At 70.5% G+C, this 14,633-nt stretch carries 13 protein-coding genes; 5 read left to right on the top strand and 8 right to left on the bottom strand.

Annotated elements, in window-relative coordinates:
- Positions 1-120 precede the first annotated feature (120 nt).
- Positions 121-1,443: an alpha-methylserine aldolase gene (locus tag AC07XP_RS31115; RefSeq protein ID WP_495266830.1), complete on the top strand. Its 1,323-nt coding sequence runs from the start codon at positions 121-123 to the stop codon at positions 1,441-1,443.
- Between the two features lie 4 nt (positions 1,444-1,447).
- Here AC07XP_RS31115 and ruvC read toward each other — a convergent pair whose 3' ends face one another.
- Entirely contained in the window at positions 1,448-1,996 is a 549-nt protein-coding gene (gene ruvC, locus AC07XP_RS31110) for a crossover junction endodeoxyribonuclease RuvC (RefSeq protein WP_062474210.1), read from the bottom strand.
- 148 nt (positions 1,997-2,144) lie between these two features.
- Here ruvC and AC07XP_RS31105 point away from each other — a divergent pair, with 148 nt between their 5' ends.
- A complete protein-coding gene (locus AC07XP_RS31105; protein WP_495266829.1) occupies positions 2,145-4,229 on the top strand; it encodes an ATP-binding protein in 2,085 nt (694 codons plus the stop codon).
- A 19-nt stretch (positions 4,230-4,248) separates the two neighbouring features.
- On the opposite strand, the gene AC07XP_RS31100 is transcribed toward AC07XP_RS31105, so the two are convergent.
- Together AC07XP_RS31100 and AC07XP_RS31095 are read right to left on the bottom strand one after the other, a co-directional pair.
- Complete coding sequence (locus tag AC07XP_RS31100) at positions 4,249-5,238, bottom strand: phosphatidate cytidylyltransferase (protein WP_095948182.1); 990 nt, start codon at positions 5,236-5,238, stop codon at positions 4,249-4,251.
- Between the two features lie 4 nt (positions 5,239-5,242).
- Positions 5,243-6,112: a lysophospholipid acyltransferase family protein gene (locus AC07XP_RS31095; RefSeq protein WP_492686294.1), complete on the bottom strand. Its 870-nt coding sequence runs from the start codon at positions 6,110-6,112 to the stop codon at positions 5,243-5,245.
- Positions 6,113-6,121: 9 nt separating this feature from the next.
- Between AC07XP_RS31095 and AC07XP_RS31090 the strand changes: the two genes are divergently transcribed.
- Positions 6,122-6,559 carry a ribosomal maturation YjgA family protein gene (locus tag AC07XP_RS31090; RefSeq protein WP_495266828.1) on the top strand — a complete coding sequence of 146 codons (438 nt, stop codon included), beginning with the start codon at positions 6,122-6,124 and terminating at the stop codon, positions 6,557-6,559.
- Here AC07XP_RS31090 and mtgA read toward each other — a convergent pair.
- From mtgA to AC07XP_RS31065, 5 genes are read right to left on the bottom strand one after another with little or no spacing between them, the layout of a single operon-like run.
- Entirely contained in the window at positions 6,504-7,247 is a 744-nt protein-coding gene (gene mtgA, locus AC07XP_RS31085) for a monofunctional biosynthetic peptidoglycan transglycosylase (protein ID WP_307583033.1), read from the bottom strand. The two genes, AC07XP_RS31090 and mtgA, sit on opposite strands and share 56 nt — an antisense overlap.
- Positions 7,244-8,101 carry a shikimate dehydrogenase gene (gene aroE / locus AC07XP_RS31080; protein ID WP_139703010.1) on the bottom strand — a complete coding sequence of 286 codons (858 nt, stop codon included), beginning with the start codon at positions 8,099-8,101 and terminating at the stop codon, positions 7,244-7,246. Before aroE ends, mtgA begins: the two co-directional genes overlap by 4 nt.
- A 35-nt stretch (positions 8,102-8,136) precedes the next feature.
- Positions 8,137-8,988, bottom strand: coding sequence for an energy transducer TonB (locus tag AC07XP_RS31075; RefSeq protein WP_062481214.1), 852 nt, complete (start codon positions 8,986-8,988; stop codon positions 8,137-8,139).
- A gap of 49 nt (positions 8,989-9,037) precedes the next feature.
- Positions 9,038-11,107: a ribonuclease catalytic domain-containing protein gene (locus tag AC07XP_RS31070; RefSeq protein WP_495266827.1), complete on the bottom strand. Its 2,070-nt coding sequence runs from the start codon at positions 11,105-11,107 to the stop codon at positions 9,038-9,040.
- Between the two features lie 52 nt (positions 11,108-11,159).
- Positions 11,160-11,753: a YqiA/YcfP family alpha/beta fold hydrolase gene (locus tag AC07XP_RS31065; protein WP_495266826.1), complete on the bottom strand. Its 594-nt coding sequence runs from the start codon at positions 11,751-11,753 to the stop codon at positions 11,160-11,162.
- A gap of 289 nt (positions 11,754-12,042) precedes the next feature.
- On the opposite strand from AC07XP_RS31065, the gene AC07XP_RS31060 reads away from it, so the two are divergent.
- A complete protein-coding gene (locus tag AC07XP_RS31060; RefSeq protein ID WP_062481220.1) occupies positions 12,043-12,786 on the top strand; it encodes a response regulator in 744 nt (247 codons plus the stop codon).
- A gap of 6 nt (positions 12,787-12,792) precedes the next feature.
- Positions 12,793-14,628, top strand: coding sequence for a sensor histidine kinase (locus AC07XP_RS31055; RefSeq protein ID WP_447741134.1), 1,836 nt, complete (start codon positions 12,793-12,795; stop codon positions 14,626-14,628).
- Positions 14,629-14,633 lie beyond the last annotated feature (5 nt).

The raw sequence follows: 14,633 nt of genomic DNA, 5'->3' as shown, positions 1-14,633 counted from the left end.
GGACATGGTGGGGAGGCCAAGTTTTTCTAGGGCTCGGGCCCAGTTTATCCGTGTTGCCCGTTGGGACACGGGGCGCGACCATGCGGTCATCCCCCTCCACCACTCCCAGCGAGACACCGCATGCCCGCAGCCCTTCACCGCCGTTCCTGGGTTCCCGCCGCCAGCGAGGACCACGTGCTCGCCATTGCCACCGACGCCGCCGCGCGCGACGCGGCGGGCGTGGCCGCCGAGATCGAACGCCTCGTGGCCGATAGCCACCGCATCCACGACGTCGACGGGCTGAACCTCAACCCCGCCACCAATGTGATGAACCCCGCCGCCGAAGCGCTGCTGTCGCGCGGGCTGGGTTCGCGCCCGTCGCTGGGCTACCCGGGCGACAAGTACGAGATGGGGCTGGAAGCCATCGAGCGCATCGAGGTCGTCGCCGCCGAGCTGGCGGCCGAGGTGTTCGGCGCGCGCTTCGCCGAGGTGCGCGTGAGCTCGGGCGCGCTGTCGAACCTGTATGTGTTCATGGCGACCTGCCAGCCCGGCGACACGATCATCGCGCCGCCGCCCGCCATCGGCGGCCACGTGACGCACCATGCGGCGGGCGCGGCCGGGCTCTACGGCCTGAAGACCGTGCCGGCGCCGGTCGATGCCGACGGCTACTCGGTCGACGTGGTGGCGCTGGCCAAGCTCGCGCGCGAGGTGAAGCCCAAGCTCATCACCATCGGCGGCAGCCTCAACCTGTTCCCGCACCCGGTGTCCGCGATCCGCGAGGTGGCCGACAGCGTGGGCGCCAAGGTGCTCTTCGATGCCGCGCACCTCTCGGGCATGGTGGCCGGCAAGGCCTGGCCGCAGCCGCTCGAAGACGGCGCGCACGCGATCACCATGAGCACCTACAAGAGCCTGGGCGGCCCGGCCGGCGGGCTGATCGTGTCGAACGACGCGGCGCTGATGGAGCGCATCGACGCCATCGCCTACCCCGGCCTCACGGCCAACTCGGACGCGGGCCGCACCGCGGCGCTGGCGCGTGGCCTGCTCGATTGGAAGGTGCACGGCGCGGCCTATGCGGCGGCGATGCGCGACACCGCGCAGGCGCTGGCACGCGCGCTCGATGCGCAAGGCCTGCCGGTGTTCGCCAAGGCGCGCGGCTTCACGCAGTCGCACCAGTTCGCACTCGAGGCTGCGCGCTGGGGCGGCGGGCAACGCGCGGCGAAGCAGCTGGCACAAGGCGGCCTGCTGGCCTGCGGCATCGGCCTGCCGATCGCGCCGGTCGACGGCGACATCAACGGCCTGCGCCTGGGCGTGCCCGAGATCGTGCGGCTGGGCTTCACGCCCGAGGACATGCCGCAGCTGGCCGACTGGATCGCGCGGGCATTGGCTGGCGATGCGCCCGCCGTGGCCGCCGAGGTGCGCGAACGCCGCCGGCGCCTGGGCGACCTGCGCTACATCGTGCGCTGAAGCCTCAGCGCGAACGCCCTTGCCGGTAGGTGCCGGCGTGGGTCTTCGACAGCTCGGCCGCCTCCGCGAGCCGCGCCATCGAACGGCCGACCTGCGCGTGCGTGATGGCGATGCCCAGCGCGTCCGCCGCGTCGGCGCCGGGCAGGCCGGGCAGGTCGAGCAGGCGCTTGACCATCTCCTGCACCTGCGCCTTTGCGGCCTGCCCGTGGCCGGCCACGGCCTTCTTCATCTGCAGCGCCGTGTACTCCGCCACCGACAGGTTGTGGCTCACCAGCGCCGTCACGCAGGCGCCGCGCGCCTGGCCCAGCAGCAGCGTCGACTGCGGGTTGACGTTGACGAAGATGATTTCGACCGCCGACGCCTCGGGCTGGTAGCGCGCCGTGATCTCGCCGATGCCGTCGAACAGCACCTTCAGGCGCGCCGGCAGGTTGCCGCTGCCCAGGTGTCGGGTGCTGATGGTGCCGCTGGCCACGTAGCGCAGCGCATGGCCGTCCGCATCGACCACGCCGAAGCCGGTGGTCTGCAAACCGGGGTCGATGCCGAGGATCCGCATGAAAAGGAAGCGTAAAGGCCTAAGCCTGGGTGAGGAAGGTTGAAGAAGGTACGAATTCGCGCGCGATGCGTGGGGGATCGCGGGCAGAATCCGCCGTTCTTGCATTCCGCCCCGCTCCGCGCGGGGCGCGCCACACAAGGAAGCGAAGGTGAATGTAGTCGAGTCCTCCGCGCAGCAGCAACCGAAGCCATCGAACGACGCCCCGGTCTTGCCCGCGCACCAGCAGCAATCTCCCGCCGAACGCGCTGCCGCGAGCTTTCGCCAGGCGGAGCTGTTGAGCGACCTCGGCCGCCGCCGCGAGGCGATCGCCGCCTGCAGCCGGCTGATCGCAGAGTTCGGTGCGCTGCCCGACGCCGGCGTGGTCGTGCCCTGTTGCCAGGCGCTGCGGCTGCTCGCGCACGTGCTGCGCCAGCTGCACCGCCCGGCCGACGCGCTGGCCACGCTCGACCGCCTCGTGGCCGCGCACGGCGGGCGCAGCGAGCCCGAAGTCCGCGCGCACATTGCCCACGCGCTGTACCAGCGCACCTGGCTCATCGACGATGCCGCGGCGCGTTGCGAGGCCTGCGACTTCATGAGCGAGCAGCTCGATGCGCAGGCCGATGCCACGCTCGATGCATGGCGGCTCGATGCGCGCCTGCTGAAGGCCGAGATCGAACACCACCGCGGCCTGCCGCAGGACGCATTGGCCACGCTCGAAGCGGCCATCGAACGCTTCGAGGGCGGCGCCGATGCCGGCGTGGTCCTGCGCGTGGCGCGGGCCCGGCTGGCCGCGGTGCTCAACCTGCGCGAGCTGGCGCAGCACACCCAGGCGCAGGTGCTGTGCCTGCAGGTGGCCGACCAGATCGAGACCGGCCTGGCCGAGGCCGCGCCCGAGCTGCGGCTGGAGGGCGTGCGCGCGCTGGCCCTGTTCTTCGACGGCCTCGGGCTCGACGAGGTCGCGCGCCGCGCCGAGCTGGTCGGCTGGCTGCTCGACCGCTACGGCCACGACGCTTCCGCGCAGGTGCGCCGCCTCGCGGCCGTGCGTGCCCACGAGTGGGCCGTGGGGCTGCGCGACCAGGGCGACGGCGAGGCCGCGCTGGCTGCCTGCGAGCGCCTGCTCGACACGTTCGCGCGCGACGGCGACGCCATGGTGCAGCGCACCGTGGCCACCACCTTGCTGCACAAGGGCTTCGTGCTGCTCGACCTGCTGGGCCGGCCCGAGGCGGCGCTCGCGGTGTACGAGCCGCTCGTCGCGTTGTCGCGTGACGGCGCCACGCCCGAATTGCGCGAGCTGCGCGTGAAGGCCATGGCCGGGCGCGAAGCCTGCCTGAAGCGCCTGCGCAAGACCGGCGGGCTCGACGCCGGCGAGCTGCCGGCCGAGCTCTTCGATGCGGCGTGCGACACCGTCCGCGAAGGCCGCAAGCTCGGTGACGCGGGCGCATCGCGCGAAGCCATTGCGCTGTTCGACGAGGTGCTCGCGGCGCATGCCGCCTCGCCGCACCCGCTCATGCGCCGTCAGTGCGCGCGCGCCTTGTCGCACAAGACCTTCTGCCTGCTAGCGCTGGAGCACTTCTCCGAGGTCGTCGAGGCGGCCGACGCGATGGACGCGCGCTACGGCGCCGATGCCTCCACCGAGATGCAGTCGCAGGTGGCGCTGTGCCTGCAATACAAGAGCACCGCGCTCGATCGCCTCGCGCGGCCCGCGGACGAGATGCGCGTGCACGACGAGATCGTCGCGCGCTGGGGCAATTCCGAGCTGCCCGACCTGCGTGCGCGCGTGGCCGGCGCGCTGTTCCGCAAGGGCGCCGTGCTGCGCCGCGCGGGCCGATTCGCCGAGGCCGTGGCCAGCTACGACGAGGTGATCGCGCGCACGGCGATGGCGCGGGACAGCGCCCTGCAGCTGTGGGCCGCCAAGTCGCTGATCAACAAGGCCAAGGCCTTCGACAAGATGGACGACCTGCCGGGCCAGGCCAAGGCCTACCGCGTGCTCATCGCGCGCTTCGGCGAGTCGGGCGACGCGGCCTTGCGCGAGCGTGTGGCCAATGCCTGCGAATGGCTGGCCGAGGCCGAAGGGCGGCAGGGGCGGGTGGCGGCGCAGCGCGAGGCGTTGGAGCTGGCGCTCGGGCGTTTCGGCACGGCGCTTTCGGCCGAGCAGCGCACGCGGCTCAAGCGCGAGCTTCAGGCGCTGAAGACGAAGGCCTTGGGGCGGCGCGCGAAGCAGGCCTTCGATCGGGTGGTGCGGCGCAAGGTCTGATCACCCGCCGTCCGGTGCTTCAGACGTTGAAGTACCAGCGGATCGAGTGGAAGAAGATCGGCGCCGCGAAGCACAGCGCGTCGACGCGGTCGAGCAGGCCGTTGGCGCCGGTCACGCCCACGCCTTTCTGGCCCCAGTTTGGAATGCCGCGGTCGCGCTTGAGCGCCTTCATCACGAGGTGGCCCATCGAGCCCGCGACGCAGGCAATGATCGACACCGCGAGCGCCTGCCCGAACTTGAACGGCGTGATGAACGAGAACAGCGCGCCCACCAGGCTGGCCACGACGATGCCGACGCCCCAGCTGGTCCAGTTGAAGCTGCGGCTCACGTTCGGCGCGAACGGCGTGCGCTGCATGCGCCGCGAGATCAGGTGCTGCACCAGCACCGAGGTCTGCACCACGAACACCAGGAAGAACACGAGGAACGCGCTCTTGCCTTCGTAGCCGGGGAAGGTCAGCAGCAGCAGCGCGGGCACGTGGCTCATGCCGTAGACGCAGACCATGATGCCCCACTGCAGCTTGGCGTTGCGCTCGAGGAAATGGCTGGGGTCGTTCGCCAGCGCGCTCGCCACCGGAATGGCGAGGAACACGTAGACCGGGATGAACACCGTGAACAGGTCGAAGCGCGCGGTGGCCACCAGCCAGAACTGGATCGGCAGCACCACGAAGAACGCGAGGATCAGGCTGCGGTGGTCGCCGCGCCGCGTCGGCGAGAGCGTGATGAACTCGCGCAGCGCAAAGAACGCGATCAGCGCGAACAGCACGGTGGCCACCGTTTCGCCCAGCGCCCAGCCGATCCAGAACACGATCACCATGAACCAGGTGGTGCCCAGCAGCGCGCGGAAATGCGCCAGCTCGGCCTGCCACGATTCGTCGTGCACCGGGTTGCGCCGCTCCTTGAAGCTCAGGAAGAAGACGGCGGTGCTCACGATGAAGAGCAGGCCGAAGACGATCAGGAAAAGGGCCGCGACCTGCTGGGTCGGGCTGAGGCTGCGCAGGAACTGGTTCATACCTTCAGACGTCGCGCAATGCGATCACGGCGGCACGCGCACGGTCGAGGAAAGGGCGGCGCTCTTCGCCGTCCTCGACACGGATCGGCGCGCCGAAGGTGACGGAGCACAGGATGGGCACGGGCACGATCTCGCCCTTGGGCATCACGCGCTGCACGTTGTCGATCCAGGCCGGCACGAGCACCACGTCGGGGAACATCGTCGCCAGGGCGTACAGGCCCGACTTGAATTTCTGCGGCTCGCCGGTGTGGCCGCGCGTGCCTTCGGGAAAGATGATGATCGAGTCGCCGCTGCGCAGCGCGTCGATGAGCGGGGCGAGTGGGTCTGCGGCGGGGGGCTCGGGTGTAGTGGCTGGCGCCTCGGGTTCGATCGCAGGCGGCGGAGCGACCGGTGGTGGGGGCGGCGGGGGCGCGGGAAGGTCGAGCTGGCCCTGAATCTCCTGCGGGCCTTCGGCAGCTGGTGCGTGAACCACCGTTTCGATCGGCAGCAGCGGCTCCATCGAGGGCTCGATGCGCTCGGCCGGGGCGATGGGCGCCGCGGGTGGCGGTGCCTGAGGCGGTGCTTCTGGCGGCGGGGCAACCGGTGCAGCCCCCGTGGCCGCCCGCTCCACATACACCGCGTTGAACACCTCCGTCGTGATCCAGCGCTTGACCGGCGTGTTGGCCCAGTAGTCGCGTGCCGCGATGGGCCGCGTGATGCTGCGCAGCTCTTCGGGCAGCGCGGCCCAGATCATCACGAGGTCCGCGTGGCTCTGGTGATTCGCGAAGTAGATGCGCTGCTCGGCCTTCGGTGGACAGCCGTACCAGCGCGCCTGCGCGCCGGTGAGCAATCGGACGATTCCCAGCAGCAACCAACCTGTGAGCTTTGCCAGCATATGGAGGCGATGATACGGGCCATGCGATGGCGATTCGATCTTCTTTCCCTGGCGTGGGCGGTGGCCCTTTTCGTGTTGCTCGTGCTGCTGGCCACCGTCGGCGCGCGCTGGGGCTGGGTGCGAAGCTTCTTCGGCGACGTGCTGGCCGTGGCGTGGGTGTACGTGGTGTTCAAGACCTTCGTCGCCGCGCGCGTGCTGCCGCTCGCGCTGGCCGCCTTCGGCGTGGGGTTGCTGGTGGAGCTGGGGCAGTTCCTCGCGTCGACCTGGCACCTGCACATTCCGAACCGCGCGCTGCGCATCGTGCTCGGCGCCACCGCCGACTGGTGGGACGTGGTGGCCTACGCGATCGGCTTCGTCGCCGTGCTGGCGGTGGAAGGCGCGGTGCGCAAGCTCAGGGCAGGTCGACCGCCGGCATCCGCGCCACGATCGTCGATGCCCGTCCGTTGATGTACGAGGAGTTGGGCCGGCGCTCGAAGAACTTCGGGCTCGGCAGCATCACGGCCAGGCGCGCTGCTTCGTATGAAGTCAAGCGTGCGGCCGGTTTCCTGAAGTAGTACTGCGCCGCGGCCTCGGCGCCGAACACGCCTTCGCCCCATTCGACGTTGTTCAGGTAGATCTCGAGGATGCGCCGCTTGTCGAGCAGCACCTCGAGCAGCGTGGCGAGCACCAGCTCCTGGCCCTTGCGCAGCATGGTGCGTTCGCCCGACAGCAGCAGGTTCTTCGCGAGCTGCTGCGTGATGGTGGAGCCGCCGCGCAGCGGGGCCGGCTGCACCGGTTTGCCGCGTGCCGCCGCGCGCGCCATGCGCTTGGCGGCCAGCTGTTCGGCGCGGGCGTTGCGCTGGCGCGCACGCTCGATGGCTTCCCACTCGACGCCGTTGTGGTCGACGAAGCCGGCGTCTTCGCTCGCGATCACGGCGCGCTTGAGGGTGTCGTTGATCTGCGTGTAGGGCACCCAGTCCTGACGCCATCCGCCGTCGCGGCCCTGCGAGAGGGCGACGCGCCAGGCTTCGGAGCGCTGGAAGGCCGTGCTCTGCGGATCGATCACCGCCATGGCCGCGATGCGCACCACGAAGAAGAGTTCGAGCGCCAGGCCCGCCACCACGAGGCAGGCGATCAGGCGCAGCAGGCCCTTCATGCGCCGGCGGCGAGCGAGGCGCGCAGCTCGGCCAGCACCTGCGCCGACGGCGGGCGCACGCCGCGCCAGAATTCGAAGGCTTCGGCGGCCTGTTCCACCAGCATGCCGAGGCCGTCGCGCGCGACCGCACCGTGCGCCTCGGCCCAGGCCATGAAGCCTGCGGCGGCGGGGCCGTACATCATGTCGACGGCCAGCGCGCCGGGGCGCAGCACCTGCGCGCGCACGGGCACCGCGTCGCCCGCGAGGCTGGAGGCCGTGGCGTTGACCACCACGTCGAAGTCGCCCGGCACGTCGTCGAGCGCCCAGGCCTCGAGCGTGGCGCCGTGGCGCAGCGCGAGCGCGGCATGGCGCTGCACCAGCGCGATGGCCTTGTCGAGCGTGCGGTTGGCCACCACGACGTGCGCGGCGCCCGCGTCGAGCAGCGGCCCGAGCACGCCCGCCGCGGCGCCGCCGGCACCGATCAGCAGCAGCGACCGGCCCGCCAGCGGCACGCCGGCATTGCGCACGATGTCGTTGACCAGGCCGATGCCGTCGGTGTTGTCGGCATGGATGCTGCCGTCGGCCTCGAAGCGCAGCGTGTTCACCGCCTGCGCCAGCGTGGCGCGCTCGCTGGTGTGCTGCGCGAGCGCGGCGGCGTCGAACTTGAAGGGCACGGTGACGTTGCAGCCGCGTGCCGCATCGCCCTGTGCGGCCGCCTCGCTGCGGAAGGCGGCGATGCCTTCGGCGAAGGCGCCGATCGGCACCAGGCGCCGGCCGTAGGCCATGGGCTGGCCGCAGAGTTCGGCAAAGCGTGCGTGGATGCGGGGCGAGCGGCTGTGCTCGACGGGGTTGCCCATGACGCAGTACTGATCCATGGCCGATGCTCCGTGTTCTGCTGGGGGTGCTGTTGCTATTGGGACGACAGCTCGATGGTCTCGTCGCGCGTGAACTTGAAGCGCGACTGCAGCACGATCTGGTCGGTCTGCTTGCGCATGGCGTCGGTGAATTTGCCGAAGTTGCCGACGCTGCGCACGATGGCCTGGGCACGGCGGTCGAGCGTGGTGTTGCCCGAGCTCTCGTCGACCACGGTGTCGAGCACGCGCCCGTCGTGGTTGATGGTGACCGTCATCTTGAGTTCGCCGTAGAGCTTCTTGCCGGCGGCGGTCGGGAAGTTCTCGGTGCCCTTGACCTCGATGCGCCGGCGCAGCGTGTCGACGTACAGCGCGTAGGCCGCCTCGCGCGTGGCGGGGCTCAGGTAGCGCTTCTTGGGGCGCGCGTTTTCCTCGTTCACGCGGCGCTCGATCTCGGCGAGCAGCGCGACCATCTGGCGGCGTTTTTCCTCGCGCGCGGCGGCCTCGGTCGGGTCGCCGGCCTGGCGCGGATCGGGCACGGGCATGGCGGCCAGTTCGCGCTTGAGCTGCGCCAGCATCTGCATCTGCTGGGCCTGCATGGCCTCGACCTGGCGGCGCGATTCCTCGAACGAGTCGCCCATGGTGGTGAAGCTCGACGGTGGCAGCGGGCTGGTGGCGCGACCCTTGTCGAGGTCGCCGCCGCCCGCGAGCGTGGTCTGCGCCATCACGCGGGCCGCGGGGTCGGGCTTGTCGTTGGTCTTGCTGTTGACCAGGATCACCTCGAGCGGGGTTTCGCTGAAGACCCGGTTGAACGATTCGGGATCGACGAAGCGCACCGCGAGCAACGCGGCATGCGCGATGACCGACACGCCCAGAGCGATCTGCAGCGTGCTGAGGTCCTTGAGATTCATTCTCGAAACTCCTCCAGGGGTCGCGTGTCTCCGGTCGTTCGACCGGGGGTCATGCAGGCGTGGTCGTCGCCGGGTCGGGTGCGGCCTCGGTGTCGCTCAGGTCGACCGCGATGGCGATCGGGCCGGCGACTTCTTCCTCGTCGTCCTCGCCGCCGTCAGCGGTTGCGGCATCGGCCTGCGGCACGTCGAAGCGTTCGAGCACGGTGCCGCTCACGTCGAGCGCGATCTCATCGATCTCGCCGAGCTTCACGCGCACGCGCGCGCCGCGCTCCTGCTGGCCGGCCACCGGGAACACGAGCGGCAGCGTGTCGGCGCGCACCAGCGCGCCGTTGGGAATGTCCTTGATGACCGTGGCCTCGAGCTCGGTGATGCCCTGCTGCTGCAGGTACTTCAGCGTCCAGAAGCGCTCCATGCCGCCCTGGTAGGCGTTGTACGTGGCGTAGGCCGCGTCGAAGCCCGAAAGAATCGAGAACAGGTCGGCGTCCTTCGGCTTGAACGGCGCGGCCAGCGCGGCGGTCTTGCCGTGGCGCGCGGCCGCGATGATCTGCCACTGGTTCACGAGGTCGGTGTAGCGGCGCAGCGGCGAGGTGCTCCAGGCGTAGCTCTTCACGCCCAGGCCCGCGTGCGGCAGCGCGCGCGTGCCCATGCGCACCTTGATGCCGGGCGCCAGGCTGGCCTGGCTGCGGTACAGGCCGGGCACGCCGAGCTCGCCGAGCCAGCCGCCCCAGCTGCTGTTGGCCAGGATCATGGCCTCGGACACGATCAGGTCGAGCGGCGCGCCGCGCTGGCGCGTGCTGATCTGCACCTGCTCGTTGCCCGTGGGCTCGGCGCCGTCGTTGCCGACGAGGCGGAAGTTGTAGTCGGGCCGGCTGAAGTTCTCGGGCTTGCCGCGCACCACTTCGCGCTGCGCCTTCAGGTGCTTGGCGAGGCGGAACAGGAAGGAGAGCGGCGCGCGCAGCTGCGCGGCGGCGTCGGGGGTGTTGTCCGAATTGAAGGTGGCGTCTTCGAGCCAGGGCTGCGTGACGACCGCGTCGAGCTGGTCGTGGCGCAGGTTGGCGACGATCGGCACGCGTTCGAGCTTGGTTTCGGTGCCCTGCAGCTCCAGCGTGGCTTCGTCGAAGCGCGCATAGAGCGACACGGCCGGGCGGTCACCGCCTTCGAGCAGCGTGTAGGTGTCGACCACCTCGTCGGGCAGCATGGTGATCTTGTAGCCCGGCATGTACACGGTGGACATGCGCGCACGCGCCACGGCGTCGATGGCGCTGCCCGGCGTGAGCGCCAGGCCCGGCGCGGCGATGTGGATGCCGACCGTGATGGTGCCGCTGCCCATGCCCTGCACCGACAGCGCGTCGTCGATTTCGGTGGTCTGCGAATCGTCGATCGAGAAGGCCCGCACGCCTTCGGCCAGCGGCAGGTCGTCGGCGACGGCCGGCGCCGCGAGCGCGGGGAAGCCGGTGCCCTTGGGGAAGTTCTCGAACAGGAAGCGCCGCCAGTGGAACTGGTAGGGCGAATCGATGGCGCCGGCGCGCTCCAGCAGGTCGAGCGGCGGGCGCTGCGTGGCGCGCGCGGCGTCGACCACGGCCTTGTACTCGGGCGCGTTCTTGTCGGGCTTGAACAGGATCTTGTAGAGCTGTTCGCGGATCGGCGGCGGGCACACGCCCTCGGCCAGCTGGCCCGCCCATTCGACGATCTGCGCCTGGATGGCCTTCTTCTTCTCGATGGCGGCCAGCGCCTGCTGCACGATCTCGGCCGGCGCCTTCTTGAAGCGCCCCTTGCCCGCGCGGCGGAAGTAGTGCGGCGCCTCGAACAGCGCGAACAGCGCGGCGGCCTGCTGCGCCAGCGTGGGCTTCTCGCTGAAATAGTCGGCCGCCAGGTCGGCAAAGCCGAACTCGCCTTCGGCTGCGAATTCCCAGGCGAGGTCGAGGTCCATGGCGGCGGCGAGCGTGCGCGCCTCGGCCATCAGCTCGGCCGGGGCCGGCTTCTCGAAACGCAGAACGATGTTGGCGCCCTTGACCTTGACGCGCTTGCCGGTCTCGAGCTCGACCTGTGCCGAGGCTTCGGCTTCCGACAGGATGCGGCCGCCGAGGTATTTGCCGGCTTCTTCAAACAATACAAACATCCGGCGATTCTCCCACGTGGGATCGGGCGCGCTTCCGGGCCCGGGGCGGACGCTAGACGGGGTTGATGAACGCCATCACGTCGTCGAGGTGCGCTTTTTCGAAATCGGACAGCGCATGGTCGCCGCCCTCGAGCAGCTTGATGCGGCTGTCGGGGTAGCGCGCCGACATCTCGTGCCAGTCGAGCGCCTCGTCGCCCTTGGCGATGATCGCGAACAGGCGCTCGGGCCGCGTGAGCGCACCGATTTCCATCGCGCGCAGCTCCTGGATGAATTCGGGCTGGAAGTAGAAGTGCTCGGACGGGTCGTGCCAGGCGGTCTGGCTGCCGATGTAGCGCGTGAGGTCGCGCGCCGGGTGCACCGCGGGGTTGAGCAGCACGGCGCGGCAGCGCGTCATGCCGGCCACGTAGGTGGCGTAGAAACCGCCGAGCGACGAACCGATCACCGCCATCGACTTGCGCGGCCAGTCCGCGATGCCCTTCATCACCATGTCGATGGCATCGTGCGGCGACGGCGGCAGCTGCGGGCACCACCACTCCAGGTTCGGGTGCTCGCGCGCCACGTGCTTCGCCACCAGCCGCGCCTTGGTGGAGCGGGGCGACGAACGAAAGCCGTGCAGATACAACAGATGGGTGGTTTGCGGTTCCATGGGAGGAGGTGACTGGGGTGCGCTGGTCGCGCCCCGTGGCCGGATTCAGACAATTTTGCATGAGGTCCGCGCCGCCCACGGCGCGGTGACCCCACAAATCCCTGCGAATCGGCCCCTGAGCAGGCCGCGAGGGCGTGGCTGGAATTCGAAAGTATTCACGGTGCGGCCGCGCAGGGGCGGCGGTGCGGCGCAAGGGCGGAAAGAAGAGACAAGTTTCGTGACGCATCTGGCAGGGGGCATCCCATGAACGAGGGAGGCAGGCCCCACGTGGCGGTGGGTGCCCAGGCTTATGCTCCATCCCATGAATACCGAGGTACAGGATGACGGGATGCCACGCCGCTGGGGCGTGCTCGTGGTCGAGGACGACAGCCGCGCACGCGCCTTCTTCGAGGCCAGCGTGCAGCGCAGCCCGCGCCTGTTCTGGCTCGGCAGCGCCGGCACCGTGCAGGAAGCGCGCACCTGGCTGGCCGCGACTGCGACCATCCCCGACGTGCTGCTGGTCGACCTCGGCATGCCCGACGGCACCGGGCTCGACGTGATCCGCGATGCCGTCGCGCGCTTTCCCGGCTGCGAGCCGCTGGTGGTGTCGGTCTTCGGCGACGAGGAGAACGTGCTGGCCAGCATCGAGGCCGGCGCCGTCGGCTACATCCACAAGGACGCCGCACCGGAAGACATCGCGCAGACCATCGTCGAGATGAAGGCCGGCGCCTCGCCGATCTCGCCCATGATCGCGCGCCGCGTGCTCGCCAAGTACCGCAGCCTGCAGGCCGCCGTGCCGGGCACCACTGGCGCGGCGCCGGCGGAGACAGCGCTCGACGAGGCCGACCGCGGCCTGCTTTCGGCGCGCGAGCACGAGGTGCTGACGCTGATCGCGCGCGGCTTCTCGTACGCCGAGATCGCGCGCCTCAAGGGCCTGAGCGTGCACACGGTGCAGACCCACATCAAGAACCTCTACGGCAAGCTCGCGGTGCATTCCAAGAGCGAAGCGGTGTTCGAGGCCACGCGCCTCGGCCTGCTGTCCCACCCGGGCTGAGGGCGGATGCTGCGGCGGCTGGCGTTCCTGTGCCTGCTCGGGCTGGCGGCGCTGTTGGCCGCGGGGGGCGCCGCCGCAGGGGAGGCGCAGGGGCCGATCGAGCTGCGTCACGCCAGGGTGACCACCACCATCGACGGTGTCGTGCAGACCGAAGCGGTCGACCTGTCCTACCACTGGGACCGCCGGCACCGCGGCCGCACCGGCTTCGCGAGCTTCGAGCTGCCGTTCCGGGTCGAGACCCTGCCCGAGGTGCCCTGGGGCGTCTTCATTCCCCGTGCCGGCAGCGTCTTCGAGGTGCAGCTCAATGGCGCGCTGCTGCAGTCCTACGGCGACCTCGGCCAGGGCAACCGCGCCGACTACGCCAAGGCGCCCGTCTACGTGCCGGTGCCCGGGCGGCTGCTGAAAGAGGGCGAGAACCTGCTGCAGATCCGCATCCGCGCCGACAGCGAACGGCGCGCCGGCCTCTCGCGCGTCACCATCGGGCCGGCGACGCCGGTGCGCACTGCGTTGTTCGAAGGCGCCTACGCCTGGCGCTTCACGGGATCGGTGCTGCTGACCGCGTTCAGCCTCATCGTGGGCAGCATTGCGCTGGCGCTGTGGTTCACCCAGGTCGACACCGGCGCGACCGGCCGCCGCCAGCGCGATGCTCTCTACTTCTGGGCCGCGGTCGCCGAGTTCTGCTGGGCGCTGCGGGTGGCCGACGCCATGATTCCCGAGCCGCCGCTGCCGTGGCAGCTGTGGGGCGTGCTGATGGCCGGTTGCTACGCGGGCTGGGCCGCGTCCGCCATGATGTTCTGCTACCACCTTGCGGACTGGGCGCAGAGCCCGCGCACGCGCTGGGTGCGCTGGCCGACGGCGGCCGTGGTGGCCGGCACCGTGGTGTTCACCTGGCTGGCGCTGAACCGCGAGGAGCCGCGCTGGCTCACGGCCTGGCTGGCGGTCGAGATCACGATCGTCCTCGGCTTCGTGGCCGCCTTTGCCGTCGCCACGGTGCGCCGGCCCAGCGTCGAGCGGCTGCTGGTGGCCGGCGCCGCGCTGGTCACGGTGGCCTTCGGCACGCGCGACTGGCTGGTGATCCGCCTGAGCGACGCCTACGGCGAAACCACCTGGGTGCGCTATTCCTCGGTGATGTTCGGCGTGGCGCTGCTGCTGATCGTGCTGCGGCGCTTCCACTTCGCGAGCGTGCAGGCGCGCGGCTGGGTCAAGACGCTGGCCGACCGGGTGGCGCAGCGCGAGCGCGAACTCGCTTCCACCTACGCCGAGCTGGAGGAGGTGGCGCGCGACCAGGCGCGCACCCACGAGCGCGAGCGCATCCTGCGCGACATGCACGACGGTGTGGGCTCGCACATCAGCTCGGCGATCCGCCAGCTGCAGTCGGGCCAGACCAGCCCCGAGGAACTGCTGCGCACCCTGCGCGACTCGCTCGACCAGCTCAAGCTGTCGATCGACTCCATCCACCTGCCGCCCGGCGACATCGGCGCGCTGCTGGCGGCGCTGCGCTACCGGCTGGAACCCCGGCTGGCGGCCGCGGACATCGCCTTCGAATGGGGCGTGGACGAGCTGCCCCCGGTGACGCAGCTCGACGCCCACGCCACGCGGCAGCTGCAATTCTTGCTGTTCGAGGCCATCTCGAACGTGCTGCAGCACGCCCATGCGAGCGCGCTGCGCATCGAGGCCGACGCGCGCGACGGCGCCGTGCGCCTGCGGGTGATCGACAACGGCGTGGGCTTCGACGCCGCCGAGGTCCCGGAGGCGCTGTCCAAGCGCGCCGCCGCCATCGGAGCCCGGCTGGCGATCGAAAGCCGACCGGGGCGCACGGTCGTTCAGCTCGTTTTCGACTGAAGGGG

This window comes from Variovorax sp. GW531-E2, assembly GCF_059423125.1.
The sequence above is the reverse complement of the archived record's forward strand: the minus strand, read 5'-3'. Positions and strand labels throughout refer to the sequence as shown.